General features: G+C 63.9%; 26 protein-coding genes. 16 read left to right on the top strand and 10 right to left on the bottom strand.

The features are described from left to right. Positions 1-279: 279 nt before the first annotated feature. Genes K2L43_RS15600 through K2L43_RS15585 form a run of 4 tightly spaced genes read left to right on the top strand, consistent with a single transcriptional unit; the run spans position 280 to position 5,769 of the window. A complete protein-coding gene (locus tag K2L43_RS15600) occupies positions 280-1,539 on the top strand; it encodes a hypothetical protein (protein ID WP_011806698.1) in 1,260 nt (419 codons plus the stop codon). Further along, entirely contained in the window at positions 1,536-2,150 is a 615-nt protein-coding gene (locus K2L43_RS15595; protein WP_011806697.1) for a hypothetical protein, read from the top strand. Before K2L43_RS15600 ends, K2L43_RS15595 begins: the two co-directional genes overlap by 4 nt. Beyond that, positions 2,150-4,903, top strand: a complete 2,754-nt coding sequence (locus K2L43_RS15590) for a hypothetical protein (protein WP_011806696.1) — start codon at positions 2,150-2,152, stop codon at positions 4,901-4,903. The genes K2L43_RS15595 and K2L43_RS15590 overlap by 1 nt, the downstream gene beginning before the upstream one ends. Before the next feature lie 2 nt (positions 4,904-4,905). After that, entirely contained in the window at positions 4,906-5,769 is an 864-nt protein-coding gene (locus K2L43_RS15585) for a hypothetical protein (RefSeq protein ID WP_011806695.1), read from the top strand. On the opposite strand, the gene K2L43_RS15580 is transcribed toward K2L43_RS15585, so the two are convergent. Then, the gene (locus tag K2L43_RS15580; RefSeq protein WP_023446983.1) at positions 5,755-6,465 is read right to left on the bottom strand and encodes a hypothetical protein; all 711 of its coding nucleotides are present in this window, start codon (positions 6,463-6,465) and stop codon (positions 5,755-5,757) included. The two genes, K2L43_RS15585 and K2L43_RS15580, sit on opposite strands and share 15 nt — an antisense overlap. Before the next feature lie 129 nt (positions 6,466-6,594). On the opposite strand from K2L43_RS15580, the gene K2L43_RS15575 reads away from it, so the two are divergent. Further along, positions 6,595-8,169, top strand: a complete 1,575-nt coding sequence (locus tag K2L43_RS15575; protein ID WP_011806694.1) for an AAA family ATPase — start codon at positions 6,595-6,597, stop codon at positions 8,167-8,169. Here the strand turns inward: K2L43_RS15575 and K2L43_RS15570 are convergent. Genes K2L43_RS15570 through K2L43_RS15550 form a run of 5 tightly spaced genes read right to left on the bottom strand, consistent with a single transcriptional unit; the run spans position 8,150 to position 10,631 of the window. Further along, positions 8,150-8,431, bottom strand: a complete 282-nt coding sequence (locus tag K2L43_RS15570; protein WP_011806693.1) for a hypothetical protein — start codon at positions 8,429-8,431, stop codon at positions 8,150-8,152. The two genes, K2L43_RS15575 and K2L43_RS15570, sit on opposite strands and share 20 nt — an antisense overlap. Beyond that, a complete protein-coding gene (locus tag K2L43_RS15565) occupies positions 8,418-8,894 on the bottom strand; it encodes a putative molybdenum carrier protein (RefSeq protein WP_011806692.1) in 477 nt (158 codons plus the stop codon). Before K2L43_RS15565 ends, K2L43_RS15570 begins: the two co-directional genes overlap by 14 nt. Beyond that, positions 8,891-9,283 (bottom strand): hypothetical protein, encoded by a 393-nt coding sequence (locus K2L43_RS15560; protein ID WP_255580464.1) that lies wholly within the window; start codon positions 9,281-9,283, stop codon positions 8,891-8,893. The genes K2L43_RS15565 and K2L43_RS15560 overlap by 4 nt, the downstream gene beginning before the upstream one ends. A gap of 20 nt (positions 9,284-9,303) precedes the next feature. Then, a complete protein-coding gene (locus K2L43_RS15555; RefSeq protein WP_094226298.1) occupies positions 9,304-9,948 on the bottom strand; it encodes a hypothetical protein in 645 nt (214 codons plus the stop codon). Between the two features lie 17 nt (positions 9,949-9,965). Beyond that, positions 9,966-10,631 carry a hypothetical protein gene (locus K2L43_RS15550; protein ID WP_011806688.1) on the bottom strand — a complete coding sequence of 222 codons (666 nt, stop codon included), beginning with the start codon at positions 10,629-10,631 and terminating at the stop codon, positions 9,966-9,968. 143 nt (positions 10,632-10,774) lie between these two features. On the opposite strand from K2L43_RS15550, the gene K2L43_RS15545 reads away from it, so the two are divergent. The 3 genes from K2L43_RS15545 (at position 10,775) to K2L43_RS15535 (ending at position 12,690) form a co-directional block, all read left to right on the top strand. Continuing rightward, positions 10,775-11,014, top strand: coding sequence for a helix-turn-helix domain-containing protein (locus K2L43_RS15545; RefSeq protein ID WP_011806687.1), 240 nt, complete (start codon positions 10,775-10,777; stop codon positions 11,012-11,014). Positions 11,015-11,158: 144 nt separating this feature from the next. Then, positions 11,159-11,470 (top strand): helix-turn-helix domain-containing protein, encoded by a 312-nt coding sequence (locus K2L43_RS15540; protein ID WP_011806686.1) that lies wholly within the window; start codon positions 11,159-11,161, stop codon positions 11,468-11,470. Further along, entirely contained in the window at positions 11,467-12,690 is a 1,224-nt protein-coding gene (locus K2L43_RS15535; RefSeq protein WP_041836094.1) for a type II toxin-antitoxin system HipA family toxin, read from the top strand. Before K2L43_RS15540 ends, K2L43_RS15535 begins: the two co-directional genes overlap by 4 nt. 335 nt (positions 12,691-13,025) lie before the next feature. Here K2L43_RS15535 and K2L43_RS15530 read toward each other — a convergent pair whose 3' ends face one another. Continuing rightward, positions 13,026-13,559, bottom strand: a complete 534-nt coding sequence (locus tag K2L43_RS15530) for a YqaA family protein (protein WP_220637939.1) — start codon at positions 13,557-13,559, stop codon at positions 13,026-13,028. A gap of 169 nt (positions 13,560-13,728) precedes the next feature. Here K2L43_RS15530 and dusB point away from each other — a divergent pair, with 169 nt between their 5' ends. The 4 genes from dusB to K2L43_RS15510 all read left to right on the top strand — a co-directional run bounded on the left by dusB (position 13,729) and on the right by K2L43_RS15510 (position 17,175). Next, positions 13,729-14,790 (top strand): tRNA dihydrouridine synthase DusB, encoded by a 1,062-nt coding sequence (gene dusB, locus K2L43_RS15525; RefSeq protein WP_220637938.1) that lies wholly within the window; start codon positions 13,729-13,731, stop codon positions 14,788-14,790. Then, entirely contained in the window at positions 14,771-15,004 is a 234-nt protein-coding gene (locus tag K2L43_RS15520; protein ID WP_011806682.1) for a Fis family transcriptional regulator, read from the top strand. Before dusB ends, K2L43_RS15520 begins: the two co-directional genes overlap by 20 nt. Positions 15,005-15,086: 82 nt before the next feature. Then, complete coding sequence (gene purH / locus K2L43_RS15515; RefSeq protein WP_135148211.1) at positions 15,087-16,688, top strand: bifunctional phosphoribosylaminoimidazolecarboxamide formyltransferase/IMP cyclohydrolase; 1,602 nt, start codon at positions 15,087-15,089, stop codon at positions 16,686-16,688. A 19-nt stretch (positions 16,689-16,707) separates the two neighbouring features. Then, positions 16,708-17,175 (top strand): c-type cytochrome, encoded by a 468-nt coding sequence (locus K2L43_RS15510; protein ID WP_220637937.1) that lies wholly within the window; start codon positions 16,708-16,710, stop codon positions 17,173-17,175. Between the two features lie 86 nt (positions 17,176-17,261). On the opposite strand, the gene K2L43_RS15505 is transcribed toward K2L43_RS15510, so the two are convergent. The 3 genes from K2L43_RS15505 to K2L43_RS15495 form a co-directional block, all read right to left on the bottom strand. Further along, complete coding sequence (locus K2L43_RS15505) at positions 17,262-19,022, bottom strand: alkaline phosphatase (protein WP_220637936.1); 1,761 nt, start codon at positions 19,020-19,022, stop codon at positions 17,262-17,264. Between the two features lie 182 nt (positions 19,023-19,204). Beyond that, entirely contained in the window at positions 19,205-20,509 is a 1,305-nt protein-coding gene (gene hemL, locus K2L43_RS15500) for a glutamate-1-semialdehyde 2,1-aminomutase (RefSeq protein WP_220637935.1), read from the bottom strand. Then, entirely contained in the window at positions 20,493-21,437 is a 945-nt protein-coding gene (locus K2L43_RS15495; RefSeq protein ID WP_011806677.1) for a bifunctional hydroxymethylpyrimidine kinase/phosphomethylpyrimidine kinase, read from the bottom strand. Before K2L43_RS15495 ends, hemL begins: the two co-directional genes overlap by 17 nt. 115 nt (positions 21,438-21,552) lie before the next feature. Between K2L43_RS15495 and K2L43_RS15490 the strand changes: the two genes are divergently transcribed. Genes K2L43_RS15490 through K2L43_RS15475 form a run of 4 tightly spaced genes read left to right on the top strand, consistent with a single transcriptional unit; the run spans position 21,553 to position 23,070 of the window. Then, positions 21,553-21,705 (top strand): rubredoxin, encoded by a 153-nt coding sequence (locus K2L43_RS15490; RefSeq protein ID WP_011806676.1) that lies wholly within the window; start codon positions 21,553-21,555, stop codon positions 21,703-21,705. Positions 21,706-21,756: 51 nt separating this feature from the next. Beyond that, on the top strand, positions 21,757-22,149 hold the full coding sequence (locus K2L43_RS15485; RefSeq protein ID WP_015914196.1) for a PleD family two-component system response regulator: 393 nt from the start codon (positions 21,757-21,759) through the stop codon (positions 22,147-22,149). A gap of 11 nt (positions 22,150-22,160) precedes the next feature. Then, positions 22,161-22,526: a PleD family two-component system response regulator gene (locus tag K2L43_RS15480; protein ID WP_011806674.1), complete on the top strand. Its 366-nt coding sequence runs from the start codon at positions 22,161-22,163 to the stop codon at positions 22,524-22,526. Between the two features lie 16 nt (positions 22,527-22,542). After that, complete coding sequence (locus K2L43_RS15475; protein ID WP_011806673.1) at positions 22,543-23,070, top strand: chemotaxis protein CheW; 528 nt, start codon at positions 22,543-22,545, stop codon at positions 23,068-23,070. Positions 23,071-23,089: the final 19 nt, after the last annotated feature.

Raw genomic sequence — 23,089 nt, 5'->3', positions numbered from 1 at the left:
ACACATTCCGGGTGGGACGCAGGCCGAGAGTCGCTTGTCCGCGGCGCGATGAGCACATTCTTTGTGCTGGCTCGCGAGAGCACAAAGAATGTGGCCGCTGGGCTCGATTTCGCCAGAAATCGGGCGCGGCGGCGTGGGGACAACGAATGGTCGATGCGTCCAGCCTGCACCTTATGAAACCCCGCTGCGGCCATGCGCCGGGTTGCCGCCCTGTGCGGCTGGCGGGTGAGAGCATGCCGCACAGGGCATGCCTGCTCGGTGGTGGGAGACTGAACTGACATGGCCAACCCTCGCTCGCTGGTCTACGCGCTTTACACCCATTGGGACACCGTGGAGCTTTTGGTGCGGCTGTCGCGCGAGTTTGCCGTGCTGACCAGCGATCAGGTGTTGAACGGCATTGCCAAGGTATCCGGGCAACGGGATGCCGAAACGCAGGGCGCGGTGCTACGTGCCTTGGTCAATGCGGACATCCTGCAAACCTTGCCGCGCAGCAGCGATCTGCAGCTCAATGCCTATGTGCTGGAGTTCGTGCGCGGCCTCACCCGTGAACATGAGCTGGGCCTGGCTGCCGTACTGCAGGCGCGTGTTGCGGCCATCCGTGAAGCCACCGAAGCACTCAATGAAGGGATGCTCGGGGCCGACATGGATCGCGTGCGCGGAGCCGCCAACAAGCTGGCAGAACTCTTCCGCCAGATCAGCCTGCAGCTCGATCAGGACCGGCACGCGCTCTTTGAACTGGCGGAAAACGCCAAAAGCGCCGACAGCAGCATGCCGATCAGCCAGCGCTACCGCGAGGTGCTGGAAGCCTACGATCATTATGTGGAGCCGATGAACCAGATGATGGACAGCGGCTCGCAGGGCACCTTCTATCGCTATCTGGAAGAAGCGGAGCGTGCGCTCGACTTGAGCCTGGAGCAATTGTCGGTACAGGGTGCGCTCTACTCGCATCGCCTGCAGTTGCGTCAGGTAGCGCACCAGGCCAAGGAGCTGCGGCGCTTTGGCCGGCTGGTTGCGCAACAGTGCGCCGATACACTGCTGCCCTTGCGCGAAGAGCTGCGTCAGCACAACGCCCTGACCAGTGCCATCAGCTTGCTGTTGGGGCAGGTGCGCAAACGCGGCCTGCGTCGCGCACTATCGCGCCCGGCGGATGAGACCGCACTCCCCGTCTGGCGCAATGAGCGTGGTTTCAAATTGCAATTGGGCGATGAGGTGCGGGCAGTCATGGCAGCCGCGCGCCAATACCAGCCGCAGGCGGTGGCCTTTCCGCAGGATGAACCCGGCGATGACGCTCCGTTGCTGGAGCAGGTGGACGAGACTGCCATTCGCGCGCATCTGGCCCGCAGCCTGCCGGTGGAAAATCTGCTCGATTGGCTGCACCGCCATTACGCCCATCTGCAGGATGCCACCCTGCTGCGCCTGTTTCATGACCTGCAACATGAGCCCGGCTGGCAGTTCGAGGCCGCCAGCCAGCCTGAAAAAACCACGCTGCAGACGATTCGCGTCCTGCATCACCCTCACCGCGTGAGTATCCCGCAATGACGATCCCACATGCTCTGGCAGCCGCGCTGTCACAGATGCCGGCATTGGCCGAGCTGTTCCGCTTGTTTCTCTCCGGCAAACACCTGAATCGAATGGCCGAGCCCACGCTGTGGGCGGAGCTGGAGCAGCACGAGGCCAGCTATGTCGGCTTGTTTGCCGCGCTGGGGTTCGAGCTGCGCCTGGATGCCAGGGGCTTTGCCTGGTTTCACAACAGCGACGCCAACAGCAACATTGGCAAGATCAGCCGCCAGCTGGCCTTGCTGTTCATGGTGATCTTCGATGCCCAGGCCAACGCCGGCAAGGCCCTGCAGCGCTTTACCGATTGGCTGATCGACAGCGCCTGGCTGGTCGAGGTCTACAAGCAACAGCAAGACCTGCTGGATGCCGAGGGCCTCAACCCCGACGCCCTGGTGGAGCTGCTGGGCCGCGCCTGCAACCTGGGCTTTGCCATGGCAGAGCCAGCGGGCTGGCGACTGCTGCCCGCTGTATGCCGTTACCTCGATCATTTCGAGAGCCTGGCGTTGACGGCCAAGACCGATGGCGACGAGCCGAGCGTGCCAACGGAGGATGACTGGGCTGCGGATGCACCAGACGACGAGGAGAACACCTGATGCAGTACGGCTTCCAACGTCTGGTCCTGCTGGGGAGTGCCGGCTACTCGCGCGCCGAGCTGCCGCTCGATGGTGCGGTCTCTCTGGTGGCGCCCAACAATACCGGCAAAACCAGCCTGATCAATGCCCTGCAGTTCCTGCTGATCATCGACCGCCGCCGTATGGATTTTGGTGCGCACGATGTGGATAAGAGCCGGCGCTTCTATTTCCCCAACAACAGCGCCTATGTGCTGCTGGAGGTGTCGCTGCCGGAGTCCGGCACCGTAGTGCTGGGCTGCGTGGGCAAAGGGGTAAGCTTCGAGTACGAGTATTTCGCCTATGCCGGGCCGCTGAAGGTCGAGGAGTTCTGCCTGCCGGATGGCACCTTGGTGGCACAACCGCAACTGGCCAGCCATCTGGCGAGCTTTGGGCGCCGGGTGTTCAGCTACAGCAGCAGCGAATTTGCCGACATGGTGTATGGCGGGCGCAGCCGCAAGCTCGCCAGTCAGCAGGACTTCTGCGTTTTCCGGCTGGAGCATGCCAGCGATGCCAGCGTTTTTCAGCGGGTGCTGACCCGCACACTGCGCTTGGACAAACTGCGCTCCAGCGAGGTAAAGGACTATCTGCTGCAGATTTTCCGCCGCGATCTGCCGGATGCCAGCATCGACTTCAAGGCCGAATGGGACAAGGCGTTTGCCGACCTCAACGCCGAACGCAGTCAGTACCTGGCCGCCGTGCGGCTGCAAGCCACTCTGAGCGAACTGGAACAGAAGCAGGAGGCCCGCTTGGTGTTGCGCGGCAAATTGCTGTGCTGGCGCCCCTTGATTGACACGGCACTGGGTCAGTGGCAACAGCATTACGAGTCCCGCCAGCAAGCCTTGCAGGATGAACTGGAACAGTGTGATGTGGCGCTGCAGCGCCTGCGCGAACAGGATATCCAGTCCGCACGCGAGCAGAACCAATGCGAGCAGGAACAACAACAGCTTCGCCAGCACAGCGAACAGTTGCGCGCGTTGCAGCAGCGTTTTGCCCTGATCCCCGACCGCGCCCTGCTGGAGGCGCGCCGCCGCGAGTTGCAGGAACAACGGGATGCGCTGGTGGTAAGGATCGGCCAGGCCCAGAGCCGCACGCCTGCGGCCATCGAGCGCGAGCTGGCCCGGATCGAACGGGAATCCGCGCAGCTGGCGCAGGAGTTGCGCACCCAAGGGCAGAACCTCTATCAGCAACTGGCTGGTGTCGTATCTGCGGAACAACTCAACGCGCTGAACAAGCTGCTGGCCAAGCCGGTACTGACCCTGGGCAGCGAGGATTTCCGCCTTGATGGCAAGGCCCTGCTTGCGGCCTTGGTCGATGCGAATGCCGGGCAATTCAATTTGCCTGGCCTGCAACTGCGGCTGGAAGCCCTGCCGGCACAGTATCAGCAACGGACCCTGGCGGAACTGAGCGAATTGCAGCAGGAGTTGCAGCAACAGCAGGCTCAGCTGCAAGAACAACTGGCCACCGCCCTGGCTCTGGAAAACGTCAAACAGCAACGCCAAGCGCTGGAGCAGCAACTAGCCGAACTGGATGCCGAGTTGCGGGACTACACGCACATGCAGGACTTGCAGCAAAGCGAGGCCGAGCGCGAGGAGCGGTTGCAGACACTGGCGCAAAAGCTCGCCGACCTCAGCGCCAGTCTGGCGCAGTCGGCAGAGCGGCACCGCGCATTGGATCAGCAGCGGCAGCAGCGGCAGCAGGATTTGGCGGCCTTGCAGCAGCAACACCGGCAGATCGAGCAACGCCGTCATCAGCGCATCGACCACGAAGGCCCCTTCACCTGGCTGGCCGACCTGCCGCACAGCCCTTGGTTGGCCCAGCCCGAGTTCGCGCTGGAACAGCTGGCCGAGCGCCTGCAGACCTATCAGGCAGACTGCCGCCAGTTGCTGGAGCTGGATGAGCAGATTCGCCATCTGCTGGGTGAAATCCATACCGCCGGATTGACCAAGTATCAGTTTGTCGGCGAACCGGAAAGCGAGATTGTTCGTCTCGTTGAATTCGCCCATCACCTGCCGCAGGAAGCCGAAGCCCTGGAAAAGAAAGTACGCTCGGCGGTGGTGAATGTGGCAGCCTGCCTGCGCGAACTGCGCGACGGCCTGTTTGCTTTCAAGCGCCGGATGCGCGAGTTCAACCGCAAGATCAGCGGCCGGCAACTTTCCGATCTGGCAGTGTTCAAGATCGAACCCGAAGACGAAACCATTCTGGTCGAAGCCATCGAACTGCTGATCAGTACCGCCGCCACTGTGGACAGTGGCGAAACCTTCGAACTGTTCAACCAGCAGAGCGTCCTTGACGACGAGCAGCTCAATCGCGCCAAGACCCTGCTGATCGAAGAGGGCAACGCCCGCCATGGCCTGCGTGTGGCCGACCTGTTTCGCCTGCGCTTCTGGGTCGGCAAGGCAGATCGCGAGCCGGAAGCCTTCGATGACCTCGACAGTGCCGCCTCCAATGGCACCGTGCTGATGGCCAAACTGGTGACGGGGCTGGCGATGCTGCATTTGATGCAGGATCAGCGTCGCCCTATCCAGGGCATCTGCTATCTGGACGAGGCACTGGCCCTGGACGCCCGCAATCAGCGCAGCCTGATCGACACGGCGGCGGAGTTCGGCTTCTCGTTGATTTTTGCCTCGCCCGCGCCGCTGACGACCGTGCGCTACTGCGTGCCGATTCACACGCGCAACGGCAGCAACCAGATCAGCCGCCATAGCTGGCAGATCATCGAACCGCTGGATGCCTGAGTATGGATCGAACCCTGCGCACAGCCTTGCTCAAGCTGCATGGCCAACAAACCCTGCCGGCCAGCCATTTCACCGCCGCTCAGCGCAGCGCTCTGGATCGCTTTGCCCGGCAGACAGGAGCGGTAATCTGCCAGCGTCAGGGGCGCGGGGATGTTTACCGTGTCAGCGATCCGCGACTATTCGATATCCATCTGAGCGCACTCTCCCCCCAGGTCGGGATGCTGGCCACGGACGACCTGCCGCTGCGGGCGCAACACATCGCCCACGCGCGCGACAGCAAAGCGCGCAATCATCAGCATGAGTGCTACTACCCCTTGCTCAAGGCCGTTGGCGAAAAGGTTCTCTGGCGGCAAGGCGAACACGGGAGCGAACTGCCACTCAGCCAGCTCACGCACCACTTCGGGGCTACCAGCCTGCGCATTGAAACTGGCGACACCTGGCAAAGCGGGCAGCCGCTCTGGCTGGTGGAGAACCAAGCACTGTTTGACCGCACAGATTGGCTGCCGGGCGGAACCCAGGGGACTCTGTTGTACTACGGTGGACAGCTTGATGGCCGACTCGTCGGCTGGTTAGCGCAGCACCCGCGTGCCAGCCGTGTCGTACTGTTCCCAGATTATGACGGTGTGGGACTGGCAAACTTCGCGCGACTTTACACACAGCTTGGCGACGCCTGCGAATGCTGGCTGATGCCCGACTGGCAAGGCAAGCTGGCACGTTATGGCAGCCAGCGGCTATGGCAGGATACGTTTCGGGAGTTCACCAGTGCTGTTCCGCAGTTACCTGATTATCTGGGCCCGTTAACCGAACAAATGCGCCAATCCGGACGGGCGCTCGAACAAGAAGCGGTCTGGCTATCTGTTCTGTAGATGCCCTTTGAGTAAGCTCGCAATGTCACCTGGGGCCAGGCCAGCCTCTAGGGACCGCCTCAGCGCCAGCTCCAGTTGTTGCCAGCCCTGCGCTGAAGAGACATTACTGCCTAATGTTTCGGTCAGACGGAACATCAGCCCTTCCAGCAGCTCTTCGTCACCCACGTCCGCTGCGGTCTGCTCCGCTAGTGCCAAGAGGACGTTGCGCGCAGATGCCAACGAGTCGATTGGCACCCCGGCCAATGCCGTAGGCGTAGTGATGACACGATCCACCCTGGCGACTGTCGCCAGATCAAGGGCCTGATCGACGCCCGGCTCGATCTTCATGCGGATCAGCACATCGCCAGCCAACAGAAAGCGCGTCTTGATAAGCCCCGGCTGCTCATCCTGAAACAACCACACCGGCTGGTTGTTGGTCTGCAACAGGCTTAGTACGAGCCTGCTGTCATCCAGTGCCCCGCGATCCTGCCACTGGTGCAACACGTCGGTACGCAGGCGGCCGCCTTCCACACCGAGGTGGTGCAGCAGGCCGATCAAACGTTTGGCGGAGATCACCTGTTCCTTGCCACGCAGCCAGACCGAGAGGTTGGCAGTACGGATGCCGGTGGCTTCGGCGATCCGCCCCAGCGTTTCCCCGCGCAGTCGTATCAAGGCGGCGGCAAAGCCTGGCAATTGTTCGTTGGCAATGCTTGGCATGTCGGGCTCTGTGAATTCACTGTAAATCACTATAAGACTTATTGACCGACAAGACGAGCGTGCGGAGTTTGGTGATTCGCGCAAACCACTGTTATAGTAATTTATAGTTAGGCTATTTGAGAGGCCATCATGCGTAAGCCAAAGCAAGCCCGTCCGTTGCGCCTGCGGGAATACGAAGCAGCCATTGCTGCACTCAAGGCGCAGCATCCCTGGCTTGCCCGGCAGATCGTCGAACCCGCGCCAGGGCATCTGGCCGTGGTGGCACATCTGTTTGCTCAGCTGGAATACCTGCTGCCGCCCACAGTGCTCGCACGCAAGGGCTCACTGTCAGTGAGCTGCAACCGGGATCGCCTGGCCATCCATTACCAGCCGCCGCGACGCCACAGCGAACGTGCAGCGGCCGTGCTCGATTTGATTGCCCAGACCAAGCATCTTTCGCAGCAACAATGCCCGGTTTGCGGTGCGCAGGTTGTCGGGGATGGCATCCGTCCGCAACGCTGTCCGCAACACGACGGCATCCAAGGATTGTTTGCCGAAGAAGTGCGCCGCAGCCGCCAGCTCATCGTCGAACAAGGTGTGCAGCAGGTGGTGCGCGACTTGGGCAAGGTAACGAGCGAGGATGCACGTGCCGCCGTGGCAGCTGAAAATGAGCCGGTCTTGAGTGAAGCCGAACCGGAGCAGGTTCAGGAACAGTCGACAGAAGCGGCCAAATCAGAGCCAGCGCCGAGCATCGTCTTTCTCGATGAAGCCGGGCTGGAGGCGTTCGTGGATCGCCACCGACCAAAAGGCGACGACAAGTTCAAGCGCGCACAGGCGATGGCAGAGCGGATCAAGCGGGCGGGCCATGGTAGCCGCCAACTGGGCCTGCTACCCCCGGACTGGAAAGCCCTGCTGGATGAGTTCGCGCAGGCTTTCCCAAACTTCCATGAACTGGCCGAGCTGCTGCGTGATCACTTCGCCTTGTCCAGTCTGGGCGATGGCCGCGTGTCCTGGCCTGCCGTGTTGCTGGTCGGCCCGGCGGGCATTGGTAAAACCGAGGCGGCACGCTGGCTGGCCGATCAGCTCGTGCTGCCGTTTCGGGTCTTCGATATGGCGAGCACGCAATCGAGTTCGCCGCTCGCAGGTTCCGAATCGTTCTGGAGCAATTCCGAGCCAGGCCAGCTCTTTGAGCTGTTGGCCTACCAGCCACTGGCCAACCCGGTGGTGGTACTCGATGAACTGGACAAGGCCAGTAACGGCAGACCGCAATACGATCCGCTGGCAGCACTCTATACATTGCTGGAACCGCGCAGTGCGCGGGATTTCATCGACCTGTCGATCCGCGACTTTGCCATTGACGCCAGTCATGTCAATTGGATGGCGACCGCGAATGAGCTGGAGGCGATTCCGGGGCCGCTACGCTCACGGCTGACGGTGTTGCACATTCAACCACCCAAGCCGGAGCAGGTCAGAAGCATCGCGCAGTCGATTTACAACCGACTCCGCGACGAGTCGAGCTGGGGCACGGCCTTTGCCGAGAGGCTGGATGATGATGTCCTGTCCCGTCTGCAAGCCTTGCCGCCGCGCAGTGTGCGTCTGGTTCTGCAGCGGGCCTTGGGTTCGGCAGCTCGTGATGACCGAGGAGTCGTCCAGGTGCAAGACATCAGGCCGCTGGTGGAGATCAGCCGCCGTGGCGTTGGCTTTGTCAGCGAGGGATGGAATTGAGGTTGGCGATCCAGGCCGCACCGGCGGCCAGCGCATCGGCCTCGCTGGCATAGGTTGTCGATGGGCCGCTGATGATGCAGGGCTCGGTTTCGCCGTCGCCTTCCACTGTCCATAGCTCCCAGGTTCCGTCGTTTTTCCAACTGGGGATGGCGGTGTAGGGTTTGTCTTTCAGCGCAGCCAGCGCGGCATCCACTTCGGGACGGATTTGCAGCTCACCCGAGTAGATATAAGGTGTCGCGCAGCGGGCATCAGATCGGCTCATGTTCCGTACTCCAGAAAAGTTCCAGTAGCGCACTCGCCTGCAGGTAAATACCGGGGTTGCGCGCTTCACTCGGGCCAGCAATGTTGAGAATAGCGATGGGATGGCTAAGCAACCAGCCTTGCCATGCCGTCAACAGATCTTCTGTAGGGTCATGCAAATCGCACAGCAGCAGCGGCTTGCCGTGTCCCGCCGCCAGATCGCGAGTGAGCAGGCTGCCGCCTTCGAGCCTGCCCCGGTAAAGGATCAGTGTGGCATCAGAGTCCAGCACATTGCGTTTGGTGCGCTGGCGGTAGCCGCTGGATTCGGTCTCCAGCAACTGGTAGCGAGCATCCAGTACGCCATCAGCGGCCCGTCGGCCTGCCGGGCACCAACCGCCGTGCGGAATCTGCCGGGCAATGGCGAAATCCAGCGCCGCCCGGTCTACGCCGGTCTGGCCGCCGGAGAGGATGCGCTGAATGCTCACCCTTGCTCCGTTGCGGCGACCGTGCAAGTCACTTGAACCTCTGCGCTGGGCTGATCTGCCGAGAGCTGGCCGATGCGCCCGCGCTGGCTGGCAAGCTTCAGTTGCTTGCGCACCTGTTCCAAGCTGCGCTTTTCGATCACTGCGGTATAGCTCGCACCCAATTCACCATCCGGGTCGATGAACAGCTCGATACGCGTCACCGGCAACCCGAACACTGTGAAGCTGCGTGCCGGTGTCAGCGACCAACTGCCGGGAGCATTGGGCGCAATGCCCTCCAGTACGTGCAACGGCAAGGCTTGACGGCATTCCACGGCGGCGACGATGGCTGGCTCGATTCGCAACCAGTGGTTGAGGTCTGGGGCAGTGCCATCCATCAGCACCACCGGCATGGCTGCCAGTAGAAACGCTTTCATCCCTTGATGTTCCTGATCCAGAAGCGGCGGTCATCGACCGTGAAGTTGGGGTCATAGCCGACCAGCGTCAGCAACGAACCAACATAGTAAAGGCCGAACTGATTTATCAGCCAGCGTTCCATCGCCGGGTCGCTGGGCAGCTTGCTGTACGGTGGGGTTGGCCCGTCACTGCGAACCTGGCCACTGGTTTTGCCAGTGATGGAAAAGCTCTTCCAGGTCAGCACGAAGTTGTTCGACTGTTTCGGCAACTCCGGTGCGCAAAGCGACAGATTGCTGAAGCGCTCGGAGCGCTTGGCATCGTGCCAGAGCACGGCGTCAAAGCGAATGCAATCACTGGCTTTGAGCGTGAGGCTACGGGTCAGCGTCATCTGATCGGCCGGAATTTGCAGATTGCTGATCACCACCTTGGGCCACTCCGGGGCGCGACCGTCGGTAGACAGATTCTGGCGCAGGGCGTTATGCAGCGGAGTGCCCAACAAACTGTTGCGGCTTGCTGCGCTTGCGGGCGTAGCCGCTTGCGACAGACTGGTTCCAATGGATTGTCCCAGTCCGTTCAGGGAATCCAGCGCCCCCTGCATGTCGGTGGTGGCACAGCCTGTCAGCACGAACGGCAGAAGCAACAAGCTCCGGTAGTGTTTCATCGCAGTTCCTCGCGAGGTTATCCGTTGAAGAGGGCATTGAGCCGGGCACACCAGGTTTCCGCCGCCCGGCGGCTCATGGGGAAACTGAGCACTGGTCGTTGCGGATCGGCGGTTTGCAGCTCGATGGCGAAGTCTTTCGCGCGCACCGTGCGCTCGAAGGTCGGCACGCTCATGCCGCTGGCGTTGACCTGACGGCTACCGCCGTTCATCTCCATGCTCTCGACCTCGCGCCAGGTCATCTGCCAGCCGAGCAGCCAGGAGAAGTCGTGCAGTTTGTATGCCTCATTGACCACATCGCAGGCCGCGATCTTGCGATTCCGGGAGTCAAAAACAAGGAATGCCGGCGCGGGATAACCCAGGAGATGTCCAGCATCGAATGACAGCCCCTGCTGGGCGTTGAGCTTGGCGACAAGGGCCTGGCAGCGGGCCTGCAGACGTGCCAGAAAGCGGAAGGACAGCGTGAAGATCGCCAGCGAAATCAGTAGATACAGCGCCCATTCGCTGGTCATCAAGGTCCACCAACTTGGCCTCCCCCACAGAGAGCCAGCTGGCCCCATGTTGGATAGCCCAGCCTGCACGATGATGAGCACAAACACCGCCGCCATCAGCCCAGCTATTCCCGCCACCGGAACTGCCAGCCCCGCCGCCACTCCCATCCCCGCAGACTTCCAGACGCTTGCCATACGTCATTCCCTCCATTTTGTTACTCATAGAGGTCATTTTATGGCGCATGCATTCAATTGTCACTTATAGTACGGGTACTTATCGGGCGTAGCCCTATAGAGGGGGTACTCATAGAGTCATTTCTCTTTAAGAAGAGAAAAATATGGCCCTTGATCCCCGACTACGCTTCGGCCTGAAGCTGATAGAAATCAGAAAGACCAGAGGGTGGTCGCAAGAACGCCTGGCACTGGAAAGTGGCTTGGCCCGTAGCTATTTGGGTGGGGTTGAGCGTGGTCAGCGCAACATCGCATTGCTCAACATCTTCAAGCTGGCCGAGGCGCTGGGGGTGGAGCCTTCAGTACTGCTGGAGGCGCCGGCGGCTGGACAGGAGCCTGCACCGTAACATCGTAGCGCTACGGTATCGTAACGTTACGATGGTCACTGCCTAGTCGCTCGCGGCAGCTATCGCAGCCATCTGCTTTCAAGAATAAGTAAAGTCCACTAAAATGGTACTTACGCAATTTCTTACGCGTTAAGGGTCATAAAAGTGACTTTTCATCTCTCGACTCCCGCTGAGATCCTGCACGCGCTGGGTGTTCGTCTGCGCGAGCAGCGGCTTGCCCAATCGCTTACGCAGCGTGAACTGGCGCAAATGGCCGGACTGTCCTTGGGGGCGTTGCGCAAACTCGAAAGCGACGGTCAGTGCTCGCTGGAAACGCTGGTCCGTGTCGCGCAGGCACTTGGCTTGCTGGAGGCGCTGGACGATCTCTTTGTACTCAAACGGCAATCCATCGCCCAGATGGAGCAGGTGGACCTTGTGAGCCGCCGCCAGCGTGCGCCGCGTAAGAAAACATCATGAAGCTGCTTACCGTACATTATTGCGGCTGGGGAGAAGACTGGCCGTTGGGACGCTTGGCCGATGACGGTCAATCCCTGCTCTTCGAATATTCTCCCGAGGCCTTGTCTCAAGGCTTGGAACTGTCGCCCTTGCACCTCAAGCTGCGTGCGGATGCCTACGGAGGTTTTCCGATCCATTTGCATCGCCTTCCGGGCCTGATCGCCGATAGTCTGCCTGACGGCTGGGGTTTGCTGCTGATGGATCGGTTGTTCCGTCAACACGGCTTGCGCCATCCCGGGCCACTGGACCGGCTGGCCTTCATTGGTGAGCGCGCGATGGGCGCGTTGCGCTTCGTTCCGGCAAGCGACGCCGGCGCCCACGAGCCCGACTGGTCCTTGCTGGCGCTGGCCGAGCAAAGCCGTCTCGCGCTCGCGGGCGAGGCGGGGGCAGCCCTGCGCGAGCTCGCGCTCACCGGCGGCTCACCGCAAGGGGCTCGCCCCAAGGCCTTGGTGCAGTACGACGCAATGACCGGGCAAGTCAGCACCCGTCCGGATGCGCCCGGCAGTCCCTGGCTGGTCAAGTTCCCGGCGCAGAACGAACACAAAGAGGTTTGCGTCATCGAGCAGCTCTATGCCGAGTTGGCTCGGGACTGCGGACTGGATGTGCCCGAAAGTCGTTGGTTCGACCTTGGCCCCGAACTGGCCGCCTTCGGCGTCGCGCGCTTCGACCGGGAGGGAGGGCAACGCGTCCCGGTGCACAGTCTGGCTGGATTGTTGCAAGTGGATTTTCGCCTGCCCGGTGCCACCGACTATACCGCCTTCCTGCGGGCTACCCGTTTCCTGACGCGCGACGAGCGCGAAGTGGAGAAAGCCTACGCACGAGCCGTCTTCAATGTGCTTTTCCACAACCGTGACGACCATCCCAAGAATTTCGCGTGGCGTCTCGGGCCTGACCGGCGCTGGCGTCTGGCTCCGGCATTCGACCTGACCTTCAGCGAAGGCCCGATGGGCCAGCATCACCTGGACGTTTGCGGCGAAGGTGCTGCCATCGAACGCCGGCATTTATTGCGTCTGGCGGAGGAAGGTGGCGTCCCAAGGAAACGGGCGGAAGAGGTCATCGAACGGATGTTGCTGCAGGCAAGCTCATTGGGTGAGCGGTTGGAGCGTGCGCCGATCAGGCAGATGCTGGCGCAACAGATAAAATCCAGTATTGATGCCTGTCGCCGGCGTCTGGAAAGCTGAATCCGAGCCGGCGCAACGGCGCCAGATCACGGTTGAACGTACTCAATGCTGAGTTTCTTGAGTACAAACATGAGTATGTTTTTTTAATGGAGCAGCATGGTGAACTGTTCATTCAATGACTTGCAGTCACAATCGCTGTTCAACGTCTGACCCGCACTTCGGCTGGCAGCGCCCGCTTGACGGGCACAAAGGCCCAGGAAAGCCCACGGTGCCTGGTGTGCATGCGCGGGAGCCAGCACCCGCGCTGCCGCACTTGCTGAAGCTGTGGCGCGCCGTGCGTCCCCTCGCGTGACCCCCGGCGCCGGGTGCGAGTGGCGCGCCCGTATGCCGTGCGATCAGGGATACAGCCAGCGTACCCAGTCGCCCGGCACCAGGTACAGCAGGCCGGCCGTCATGCTGGCATAGCGGAAGAACTTGCCAATCGCCATGTAAGCCAGGCAGGGCCAGAACGGCATGCGCAGCCAGCCGGCCACGGCGCACAGCGGGTCGCCCACCACGGGCAGCCAGCTCAGCAGGCAGGTCTTGGGCCCCCAGCGGCGCAGCCACACGCGGGCGCGCCGTTCGGTGCGGCTCAGTTCGCGGGCGGGCTTGGCGGGGGGCTGCGCATGGCCCGCGTGGCGGTGCCGGCGCGCGGCGTCCCAGGCGCGGTGCGCGCCCAGGCCCATCCACCAGCTGACCGCGCCGCCCAGCGTGTTGCCGGCCGTAGCCACCAGGATCGCGGGCCAGAGCAGTTCGGGGTTCAGCTTGACCAGGCCGAACACCGCCGGCTCCGAGCCCACGGGCAGCAGCGTGGCGGAGATGAAGGCCACGATGAACACCGTGCTCAGGCCGAATTGGGGCAGAGCCAGCAGGTCCAGCAGTTGGTGCATCCAGATTTCCATAGCAGGGCTGCAAGTGTAGGGGCAGCGGTGCGCTGGCTGCGTCGCCACCCGCGGGCGCAACATGCGCAATCCCAGTGCTGGCTTTTCGGTTGCTGAAATTTTGGGCAGGTAGAATCCGCCCCTTCGCCCACACACCCCCAGCCCGCCCGTACCGTCCATGCAGATCGGCCCCATTCCCTTGGCCAACCGCCTGTTCGTCGCCCCCATGGCGGGCGTGACGGACCGGCCGTTTCGCCAGCTGTGCAAGCGGCTGGGCGCGGGCTATGCGGTGAGTGAGATGGTGACCTCGCGCAAGGACCTGTGGAACAGCCTCAAGACCAGCCGCCGCGCCAACCACGAGGGCGAGCCCGGCCCGATCGCGGTGCAGATCGCCGGCACCGACGCGGCCATGATGGCCGAGGCCGCGCTCTACAACATCGACCGCGGCGCACAGATCATCGACATCAACATGGGCTGCCCCGCCAAGAAGGTCTGCAACAAGTGGGCGGGCTCCGCCCTGATGCAGAACGAAGCCCTGGCCGTGGAGATCGCCGAGGCCGTGGTAGCCGCCTGCGCACCGCGCGGCGCGCCCGTCACGCTGAAGATGCGCACCGGCTGGTGCCAGCAGCACAAGAACGCCGTGGTGCTGGCGCGCCGCTTCGAGGACGTGGGCATCCAGATGCTCACGGTGCACGGCCGCACGCGCGAGCAGGGGTACAAGGGCCAGGCGGAGTACGACACCATCGCTGCCGTGAAGGCCGCGGTGCGCGTGCCCGTGGTGGCCAATGGCGACATCACGTCGCCCGAGAAAGCCCGGGCGGTGCTGGCCGCCACAGGCGCCGACGCGGTCATGATCGGGCGCGCGGCCCAGGGCCGGCCGTGGATCTTCCGCGAGATCGGCCACTACCTCGCCACTGGCGAGCACCTCGCGCCGCCGCTGGTGGCCGAGGTGCGCCGCCTGCTGCTGGAGCACCTGCAGGACCACTACGGCCTGTACGGCGAGGCCAGCGGCGTGCGCAGCGCGCGCAAGCACATCGCCTGGTATGTGCGCGCGCTGCCGGGCGGCGAGGCACTGCGACAACACATCAACACCATCGAGGACTGCGCGGCGCAGTGGCAGGCGGTGGCCGATTTCTTCAGCGCGCTGGGCGCGCAGATGGACCGGCTGCCGTCCGCACACGACGGCGCCGACGCGGTCCCGCCCGTGAGGGAAACAGAGCATGAGCCGGAACAACATTGAACAATGCGTGCGCGAGAGCCTGCAGGGCTACTTTCGCGACCTGGGCGGCGAGACGCCCGACGGCGTGTACGACATGGTCGTGCGCCTGGTGGAAAAGCCGCTGCTGGAGGTGGTGATGAGCCACGCCGACAACAACCAGTCCCGCGCCGCCGAATGGCTGGGGCTGAACCGCAACACGCTGCGCAAGAAGCTGGTGGAGCACAAGCTGCTCTGATGTTGCTTCTAAAAGAATAGCTGGTGGCGCTTTCCCATCAAGCGCTACAGCCCGATTTCATCAAAACCATCACGAGTCCCCCATGAACGCACTCCTCTCCGTCTCCGACAAGACCGGCATCGTCGAATTTGCCCAGGCACTGCATGCGCTGGGCATCCGCCTGCTGTCCACCGGCGGCACCGCCAAGCTGCTGGCCGAGAGCGGCCTGCCCGTCACCGAGGTGGCCGAGGTCACGCAGTTCCCCGAGATGCTGGACGGCCGCGTGAAGACGCTGCACCCCAAGGTGCATGGCGGCCTGCTGGCGCGCCGCGAGCTGCCTGCGCACATGGCGGCGCTGAAGGAGCACGGCATCGACACCATCGACCTGCTGGTGGTCAACCTGTACCCGTTCGAGGCCACGGTGGCCAACGCCGGCTGCACGCTGGCCGACGCCATCGAGAACATCGACATCGGCGGCCCCGCCATGGTGCGCAGCGCCGCCAAGAACTGGAAGGACGTGGGCGTGGTCACCTCGGCCGACCAGTACGACGCGGTGCTGGGCGAGTTGAAGGCTGCCGGCAAGCTCTCCGACAAGCTGCGCTTCGCGCTGTCGGTGGCGGCGTTCAACCGCATCGCGCAGTACGACGGCGCCATCAGCGACTACCTGTCGTCCATCCAGTTCGACGAGGCCAAGCTGTCCGAGAGCTACGTGCCCGAACGCGCGCTGTTCCCCGGCCAGAGCAACGGCATCTTCACCAAGATCCAGGACCTGCGCTACGGCGAGAACAGCCACCAGCAGGCCGCGCTGTACCGCGACCTGCACCCCGCGCCCGGCTCCATCGTCACCGGCGTGCAGCTGCAGGGCAAGGACCTCTCGTACAACAACATCGCCGACGCCGACGCCGCCTGGGAATGCGTCAAGAGCTTCAAGCTGCCGGCCTGCGTGATCGTCAAGCACGCCAACCCCTGCGGCGTGGCCGTGGGCACGAGTGCGCTGGAGGCCTACAGCAAGGCCTTCCAGACCGACCCGACGAGCGCCTTCGGCGGCATCATCGCGCTGAACCGCCCCGTGGACGGCGCGGCCGCGCAGCAGATCGCCAAGCAGTTCGTCGAAGTGCTGATGGCACCCGACTTCACGCCCGAGGCGCTGGAGGTGTTCAAGGCCAAGGCCAATGTGCGCCTGATGAAGATCGCGTTGCCCGCCTCCGGCGGCGCCACGGCGTGGGAGCAGGGGCGCAACCTGATGGACGCCAAGCGCGTGGGCTCGGGCCTGCTGTTGCAGACCGCCGACAACCATGAGTTGCAACTGCCCGATGTGAAGGTGGTGACCCTCAAGCAGCCGACGCAGGAAGAGATGCAGGACCTGCTGTTCGCCTGGAAGGTGGCCAAGTACGTCAAGAGCAACGCCATCGTGTTCGTGAAGGGCGGCATGACCATGGGCGTGGGTGCGGGCCAGATGAGCCGGCTGGATTCGGCGCGCATCGCCAGCATCAAGGCGCAGGCCGCGGGCCTGTCCCTGCAGAACACCGTGGTGGCCAGCGACGCCTTCTTCCCGTTCCGCGATGGGCTGGACGTGGTGGTCGACGCGGGCGCGACCTGCGTGGCTCAGCCCGGCGGCTCCATGCGCGACCAGGAGGTCATCGACGCGGCCAACGAGCGCGGCGTGGCCATGGTCTTCACGGGCGTGCGCCACTTCCGTCACTGACACGCGCTGACCACGCCGCATGCCGGTGGACCCAGACCCGCTGCACGACGACACACCGCTGCCCCGGCCCCGCTGGCTGGGCTGGGCGCTGGTGGTGTTCATGGTGCTGGTGGTGCTGGGCGTGCTCAACGTGGGCTGGCGCATCCTGCAGCCGGGGCCCGCAGCCCAGGCGCTGGACGCCGCCCAGCAGGCGCACCCGGAACGGGCCGCGGGCCGCGCGCTGGTCGAGGCATCGGATTGCCTGCGCTGCCACGGCCTGGAGCGGCACGCCGTGGGCCCGGGCTTTCGCCAGATCGCCGCGCGCTACGCCGGCCGCAGTGATGCGGCCGCGTACCTGGCCGGCAGGATCCGCGAGGGCAGCGTGGGCGTATGGGGCCGCACGCTGATGCCGCGCCATCCCCAGATCACCGAGGCGCAGGCCCTGCAGATGGCGCAGTGGCTGTTGGCGCTGCCGCCCGCCGAGGGTGGTGTGCTATTGAATCAATAGCTGTTAGCGCTTATTAGACGGGCGTTAGAGTCAGAAAACGCTGTAAACCACTCGCGTGGACGGCGGCACCGCTTGCGCCGTCCCGCTCACACCTTCAGCAGGCTGCCCGGCGTGCCGGCCTGTACGGCCAGCGTGGTCTCGGCGCTGGTGGTGAACTGGCGGCTGGTGATGGTGTTCACGTACACCCACTGCGCACGGCATTCGGTGGCCGTGGCGGTCACCACCATGTAGCCGCGGCGCGCGGTGTCGCAGTACTTGAGCGGCTCCACCAACTGCAGCAGCGCCGCCGACAGCGTGGCCGGGTTTTCATTGGGCAGGTATTCCTCGAAGCCCGGTGAACTCACCGACGAGGTGGCGAACTCCACGCCCACGGGGTTGCCGTTCATGTCGTTCAGCTCGCTGGCCCAGGCATTGTGCGTGTCGCCCGCCAGCACCACCAGGTTCTTGTTCATGGCGCGAGCCATGCCCAGCACCGTCTCGCGGGCGGCCTGGTAGCCGTCCCACGCGTCCAGGTTGTAGGGGATGGAGGGCTGCGCCAGGATGGCTTGCTCCTCCGGCGTGAGCGTGGCGGGCGCCGTGCGCGCCTTGGCGACGATGGCCGCGTAGCGCGACACCGTCACACCGCTGCCGGGCTGCAGCGTTTCCATGAGGATGGGCGCGGGGATGTTCATGCGGCCCATCAGCACCTGCTGGCCCAGTACCTGCCAGGTAGCGCTGGAGGCGGCCATCTGCTGCTGTAGCCATTGCGTCTGCGCGGTGCCCAGCAACTGGCGCGCGGGATTGCCCACGGCCGCGGTGAAGCCCGCTGCGTCGAAGCCGCCGGGCTTGAAGAAGGCGGTGTAGTCGACCTGCGCATCGCGTCCCACCACGCGCGTGTCCAGCATGTGCAGCGCCAGCAGGTTGCCGAAGGCGAAGCTGCGGTAGATGACGTCCGGCTGCGCGTTGCGTGTGGGCATCCACTCGTGGTAGGCCTGCAGCGCCACGGCCTTGCGCGCGGCGAAGCTGCCTTCGGCGGCTTGGTGGTTTTCCGCGCCGTTCATCCAGGTGTCGTTGGCGATCTCGTGGTCGTCCCACACGGCGATCATGGGCGCGGCGGCGTGCAGCGCCTGCAGGTCGGCATCGGTCCGGTACTGGGCATGGCGCGTGCGGTAGTCGGCCAGGCTCAGGATCTCGTTGGCCGGCTGGGACAGGCGGCTCAGCGCCGCCGCGTTGCCCGAGGCGTAGCCGCCCTGGCCGTATTCGTAGAGGTAGTCGCCCAGGTGCACGGTGGCGTCCAGGTCGCCGCGCCGGGCGGCATCGGCGTACACGTTGAAGTAGCCGGCCGGGTAGTTGGCGCACGAGAACACGGCCAGCTTCACCTGGGCCACGCTGCCCGTGGGCAGGGTGCGGGTGCGTCCCGTGGGCGAGGTGGCCTCGAAGGCCTTGAAGCGGTAGTGGTAGGCGGTGGCGGGCTTCAGGCCCGTGGCGTCCACCTTGACCGTGTAGTCGCGCGCGGCGCTGGTGCGCACCTCGCCGCGCGCCACGATGCTGGCGAAGGCGGCGTCGCTGGCCACCTCCCACTGCACGGGGATCTCGGCACTGAAGTCGGCGGGCGGCGTGACGCGCGTCCAGAGCATGACGCGGTCGGCCAGTGGGTCGCCGCTGGCCACGCCGTGCGCGAACTGTACGGTGGGTGCGTCATCGTCGCCGCCGCCACAGGCCGCCAGGGGCAGGGTGCCCAGCGCGGCGGCGCCCAGCGTGATCTGCCGCACGAAACGGCGGCGCCCGCCGTCTGCGGCGGGCGGGGTGCTGGCGTGCGCAGCCTGCAGGAGGTTGGTGAGGGGCTTGGAATCGTCGTGTCGCTGCATGGCGGGCGGGTGAAAGGTGATGAACCCGCCAAGGCTCGCAGCAAGGGATGACGGTTTCATGAACCACCGTCGCGCACGCGTCAGTGCGCCCATCCGCCGGTCACCCGCAAGGATGGTCGCGGGCGAGTAAGCACGTTTTATGCCTCCAGCGCTTTCCCATCATGCGCTGGAAGCTATGAAAACTATAGCTTCTGGAACACGTCGCGCGCCACGGCCACGGTGTCGGCGATGTCCTGCTCGGTGTGGGCGGCACTCACAAAGCCGGCTTCGTAGAGCGCCGGGGCAATGTAGACGCCGCCGTCCAGCAGGCCGTGGAACAGCGTGTTGAAGCGCATGCCGTCGGTGTTGAGCACCTCGGGGTAGTTCTGCGGCAGTTGCGACAGCAGGAAGAAGCCGAACATGCCGCCCTGGGTGTCGCCGCAGAACGGCACACCCGCAGCGCTGGCAGCGCCCGCGAGGCCGTCGATCAGGGCGCGGGTGCGGGCGCCCAGGGCGTCGTAGAAACCGGGCTTGGCGATCTCGCGCAGCGTGGCCAGTCCGCAGGCCGTGGCCACCGGGTTGCCCGACAGCGTGCCCGCCTGGTAGACCGGGCCCAGCGGCGCAAGCTGCTCCATCACGGCGCGCGAGCCGCCGAAGGCCGCCAGCGGCATGCCGCCGCCGATGACCTTGCCGAGCACGGTGATGTCCGGCTTGAAGCCCGGGATGGCCTGGGCGTACAGGCTTTGCGCCCCGCCCAGCGCCACGCGAAAGCCGGTCATGACCTCGTCGATGACCAGCAACGCGCCGTGCTGCGTGCACAGCTCGCGCGCGCGGCGCATGAAGGGCACGCTGGCGCGCACGAAGTTCATGTTGCCGGCGATGGGCTCCATGATCACGCAGGCGACGTCGGGGCCGTGCAGCGTGAAGGCCTCCTCCAGTTGGGCCACGTCGTTGTATTCCAGCACCAGGGTGTGCTGCACCACCTCTTGCGGCACGCCGGCGCTGGTGGCGTGGCCGAAGGTGGCCAGGCCCGAGCCGGCCTTGACCAGCAGCGAGTCGGCATGGCCGTGGTAGCAGCCGTTGAACTTGATGATCTTGTTGCGCCGGGTGGCGCCGCGCGCGAGGCGGATGGCGCTCATGCCGGCCTCGGTGCCTGAGCTGACCAGGCGGATCATCTCCATGGACGGCACGTGGCGGATGATTTCCTCGGCCAGCTCCACTTCACGCTCGGTTGGCGCGCCGAAGCTGAAGCCCTCCAGGGCTGCTTTCTGCACGGCCTCCAGCACGGCCGGGTGGCCATGGCCCAGGATCATGGGTCCCCAGGAGCCGATGTAGTCGATGAAGCGCTGGCCGTTGGCGTCCCACATGTAGGCGCCCTGGGCACGCGTGATGAAGCGGGGCGTGCCGCCCACGGCGCGGAAGGCGCGCACCGGCGAATTCACGCCGCCGGGGATGAGCGCCTTGGCACGTTCGAAAAGGGGGAGATTGAGATCAGTGTTGTGTGTCATGGGGTGGCAAATCGAAGCCCTCCACGACCGCGGAGGGAGATACGTCGTCGTCGGTGTCCTCATCGTCGGGCTGGGCCCAGAACATGCGGTCGGGCAGCACATGGCCCATGCCGGGGCGGAATCCGTGCTGCAGGCAGCCGTCTAGGTAAGTGAGCGCTTCGCTCGTGGCCTCGCCCAGGTCGCTGCCGGTGGCAATGAGCGCCGCCAGGGTGGCCGACAGGGTGTCGCCCGCTCCGATGAAAGTCACTTCAAAGCGTTCGAAGCGCCCGCTGCCCAGCACCGTTTGCGGTGAGGCGAGCACATTGTCGATGTGCCGCTCCGCCGCGGGAATGCCGGTCACCAATAGATAGGGCACGCCTATCTCCGCGACTGCCATGGCCAGGTCGCGTGCCGAGGGTGGGCGCTCACTGCCCCAGTCCGGCAGCAGCCAGCGCCACAGGGTGCTGTGGTTTCCAACCAACACCGATGTCTGCGGCAGCAACAGCTCGCGGAAGGCGTCGTGGTACTGGTCGATCAGGTCGTCCTGCCACCACGACAGGTCCGGCATGAAGGCGATGACGGGCACGTCCGCATAGTCGGCGGCGATCTCGGAGATGGCGCTCAGGTTCTCGGGGCTCCCCACGAAGCCGACCTTGATCGCGTGCAGCGGCATGTCTTCCAGCACGGCACGGGCCTGCTCGGCGACCGTCTCGTCTTCGAAGGCGTAATGGTCGAATATCTCGGCGCTGTCACGCACATAGGTCCCGGTCACCACCGGCGCGACATGCCCTCCGACCGAGGACACCGCCGAAATATCGGCCGCCAATCCTCCCGCGCCGCTGGGGTCGTTTGCATTGAAAACCATCACGCAGATGGTGGGGGCGGTGGATTCGCTGTCATCCGCCGTCAAGCTTTGGCTGTCGGGTGCTGAAGGGGTATTCGATTGCATGGGTGGGTGCCAGCGTAACCGGTGGCACGAAAGCTGCATCCGGCAGTGATGACTAGATACAATCGTTGCATTCTATGTGAAGGCCCCTTAAGCTGTGACGGACCCAAAAACTTGGATGTGTTTGATTTGCGGTTGGATATATGACGAAGCTGCGGGCTGCCCCGAGCACGGCATTGCCCCCAACACCCGCTGGGCAGACGTTCCCATGAACTGGACCTGTCCCGAATGCGGCGCCCGCAAGGAAGACTTCGAGATGGTCGAGATTTGAGGCGCGGCTCCTGCCAGCGTTGTTTTTTCGTTCCTCAGGAGCAGCGAGAAATTGGCTACGACGACGACCGGTCCCACCTTCCGTGTCCTGGTGGTGGACGACAGCAATACCATACGGCGCAGCGCCGAAATTTTCCTCAAGCAGGGAGGGCACGAGGTTTTATTGGCCGACGATGGTTTCGATGCCTTGGCCAAAGTCAATGATTACCAGCCTCAGCTGATTTTCTGCGACATCCTCATGCCCAAGCTGGATGGTTATCAGACCTGCGCCATCATCAAACGCAACGCGCGTTTTGCTGATACGCCCGTGGTAATGCTTTCATCCAAGGACGGGGTTTTCGATAAGGCGCGCGGCCGCATGGTCGGTTGCCAGGAATATCTGACCAAACCATTTACCAAAGACCAGTTGCTGCAGGCTGTGCAGCAATTTGGAAATGCCCAATAAGGAGTTTTGTAATGCCGATTCAGAAAGTTTTGGTCGTGGACGACTCGAAGACCGAGTTGATGTTTCTGACCGACTTGCTGCAGAAAAAGGGCATGCAAGTGCGTACCGCCGAGAATGCCGAAGAGGCATTTCGCCGTCTGGCCGAGGAAAAGCCGGACCTGATCCTGATGGACGTGGTCATGCCCGGCCAAAACGGTTTCCAGCTGACCCGTGCCATTACCCGCGATCCGCAGTATGCGGATGTGCCCATCATCATGTGCACGAGCAAGAACCAGGAAACCGATCGCGTGTGGGGCATGCGCCAGGGCGCGCGCGGCTACATCACCAAGCCAGTCGATCCTGCAGAACTGCAGGCCAAGATCGACGCGCTGAACTGAGGCCGGCTGCATACCCATGGCTAACCGCGAAGCCCTGAAAGAGCTACAGACACGACTTGCCGCCCGGCTGCAGGCTGCCAGAGGCGAGGGTGTGTCCGTGTCGTCCTGGTTGGCCGTGGAGTCTGCCGGACGCTATTTCCTTCTTCCCCTTGGACAATCGGGGGAGATCTTCCCCTGGGGCGGGGTGCAGCCCGTTCCGTATACCCAACCGTGGTTCCTGGGCGTGGCCAACCTGCGTGGCGCGCTCACCGGCGTGGTGGATCTAGCGGGCCTCCTTGGCGCCGCGCAGATGCGCACGGAGCAGGCCTTGGCAGAGTCCAGCCTGCTGGCCTTCAATGGTGCGCTGGACGTGAATGCCGCCTTGCTCGTGGACCGGCTGTCCGGCCTGCGGGGAATGGAGGCCTTCGTCGCCTCCGAGCCGCCGGAGGCCGATGCGCCCCCCTATTTCGGCACCACCTATCTTGATGCACAGGGCACGCGTTGGCAGGAATTGAACCTGCACGCTCTTTCCCAGCATCCCGCTTTTCTCAGCATCAGCGCTTGATTATTTCTGTAAGGCAGCA

Origin of the sequence: Diaphorobacter sp. MNS-0 (genome assembly GCF_019602835.1) — a bacterium.
GTDB lineage: Bacteria > Pseudomonadota > Gammaproteobacteria > Burkholderiales > Burkholderiaceae_C > Diaphorobacter > Diaphorobacter nitroreducens.
This window is presented reverse-complemented; position numbering and strand designations above follow the sequence as displayed.

What these genes read in the sequence shown, in the direction of transcription:
- K2L43_RS15570 (WP_011806693.1), bottom strand. Translation starts at nt 8,431, where the DNA reads ATGAGCCGATCTGATGCCCGCTGCGCGACACCTTATATCTACTCGGGT.
- K2L43_RS15495 (WP_011806677.1), bottom strand. Translation starts at nt 21,437, where the DNA reads ATGCAATCGAATACCCCTTCAGCACCCGACAGCCAAAGCTTGACGGCG.
- K2L43_RS15600 (WP_011806698.1), top strand. Translation starts at nt 280, where the DNA reads ATGGCCAACCCTCGCTCGCTGGTCTACGCGCTTTACACCCATTGGGAC.
- dusB (WP_220637938.1), top strand. Translation starts at nt 13,729, where the DNA reads ATGCAGATCGGCCCCATTCCCTTGGCCAACCGCCTGTTCGTCGCCCCC.
- K2L43_RS15545 (WP_011806687.1), top strand. Translation starts at nt 10,775, where the DNA reads ATGGCCCTTGATCCCCGACTACGCTTCGGCCTGAAGCTGATAGAAATC.
- K2L43_RS15530 (WP_220637939.1), bottom strand. Translation starts at nt 13,559, where the DNA reads ATGCACCAACTGCTGGACCTGCTGGCTCTGCCCCAATTCGGCCTGAGC.
- K2L43_RS15585 (WP_011806695.1), top strand. Translation starts at nt 4,906, where the DNA reads ATGGATCGAACCCTGCGCACAGCCTTGCTCAAGCTGCATGGCCAACAA.
- K2L43_RS15580 (WP_023446983.1), bottom strand. Translation starts at nt 6,465, where the DNA reads ATGCCAAGCATTGCCAACGAACAATTGCCAGGCTTTGCCGCCGCCTTG.
- K2L43_RS15590 (WP_011806696.1), top strand. Translation starts at nt 2,150, where the DNA reads ATGCAGTACGGCTTCCAACGTCTGGTCCTGCTGGGGAGTGCCGGCTAC.
- K2L43_RS15550 (WP_011806688.1), bottom strand. Translation starts at nt 10,631, where the DNA reads ATGGCAAGCGTCTGGAAGTCTGCGGGGATGGGAGTGGCGGCGGGGCTG.
- K2L43_RS15505 (WP_220637936.1), bottom strand. Translation starts at nt 19,022, where the DNA reads ATGCAGCGACACGACGATTCCAAGCCCCTCACCAACCTCCTGCAGGCT.
- K2L43_RS15560 (WP_255580464.1), bottom strand. Translation starts at nt 9,283, where the DNA reads ATGCCGGTGGTGCTGATGGATGGCACTGCCCCAGACCTCAACCACTGG.
- K2L43_RS15480 (WP_011806674.1), top strand. Translation starts at nt 22,161, where the DNA reads ATGCCGATTCAGAAAGTTTTGGTCGTGGACGACTCGAAGACCGAGTTG.
- K2L43_RS15575 (WP_011806694.1), top strand. Translation starts at nt 6,595, where the DNA reads ATGCGTAAGCCAAAGCAAGCCCGTCCGTTGCGCCTGCGGGAATACGAA.
- K2L43_RS15555 (WP_094226298.1), bottom strand. Translation starts at nt 9,948, where the DNA reads ATGAAACACTACCGGAGCTTGTTGCTTCTGCCGTTCGTGCTGACAGGC.
- K2L43_RS15595 (WP_011806697.1), top strand. Translation starts at nt 1,536, where the DNA reads ATGACGATCCCACATGCTCTGGCAGCCGCGCTGTCACAGATGCCGGCA.
- K2L43_RS15490 (WP_011806676.1), top strand. Translation starts at nt 21,553, where the DNA reads ATGTGTTTGATTTGCGGTTGGATATATGACGAAGCTGCGGGCTGCCCC.
- K2L43_RS15510 (WP_220637937.1), top strand. Translation starts at nt 16,708, where the DNA reads ATGCCGGTGGACCCAGACCCGCTGCACGACGACACACCGCTGCCCCGG.
- K2L43_RS15535 (WP_041836094.1), top strand. Translation starts at nt 11,467, where the DNA reads ATGAAGCTGCTTACCGTACATTATTGCGGCTGGGGAGAAGACTGGCCG.
- purH (WP_135148211.1), top strand. Translation starts at nt 15,087, where the DNA reads ATGAACGCACTCCTCTCCGTCTCCGACAAGACCGGCATCGTCGAATTT.
- K2L43_RS15520 (WP_011806682.1), top strand. Translation starts at nt 14,771, where the DNA reads ATGAGCCGGAACAACATTGAACAATGCGTGCGCGAGAGCCTGCAGGGC.
- K2L43_RS15475 (WP_011806673.1), top strand. Translation starts at nt 22,543, where the DNA reads ATGGCTAACCGCGAAGCCCTGAAAGAGCTACAGACACGACTTGCCGCC.
- hemL (WP_220637935.1), bottom strand. Translation starts at nt 20,509, where the DNA reads ATGACACACAACACTGATCTCAATCTCCCCCTTTTCGAACGTGCCAAG.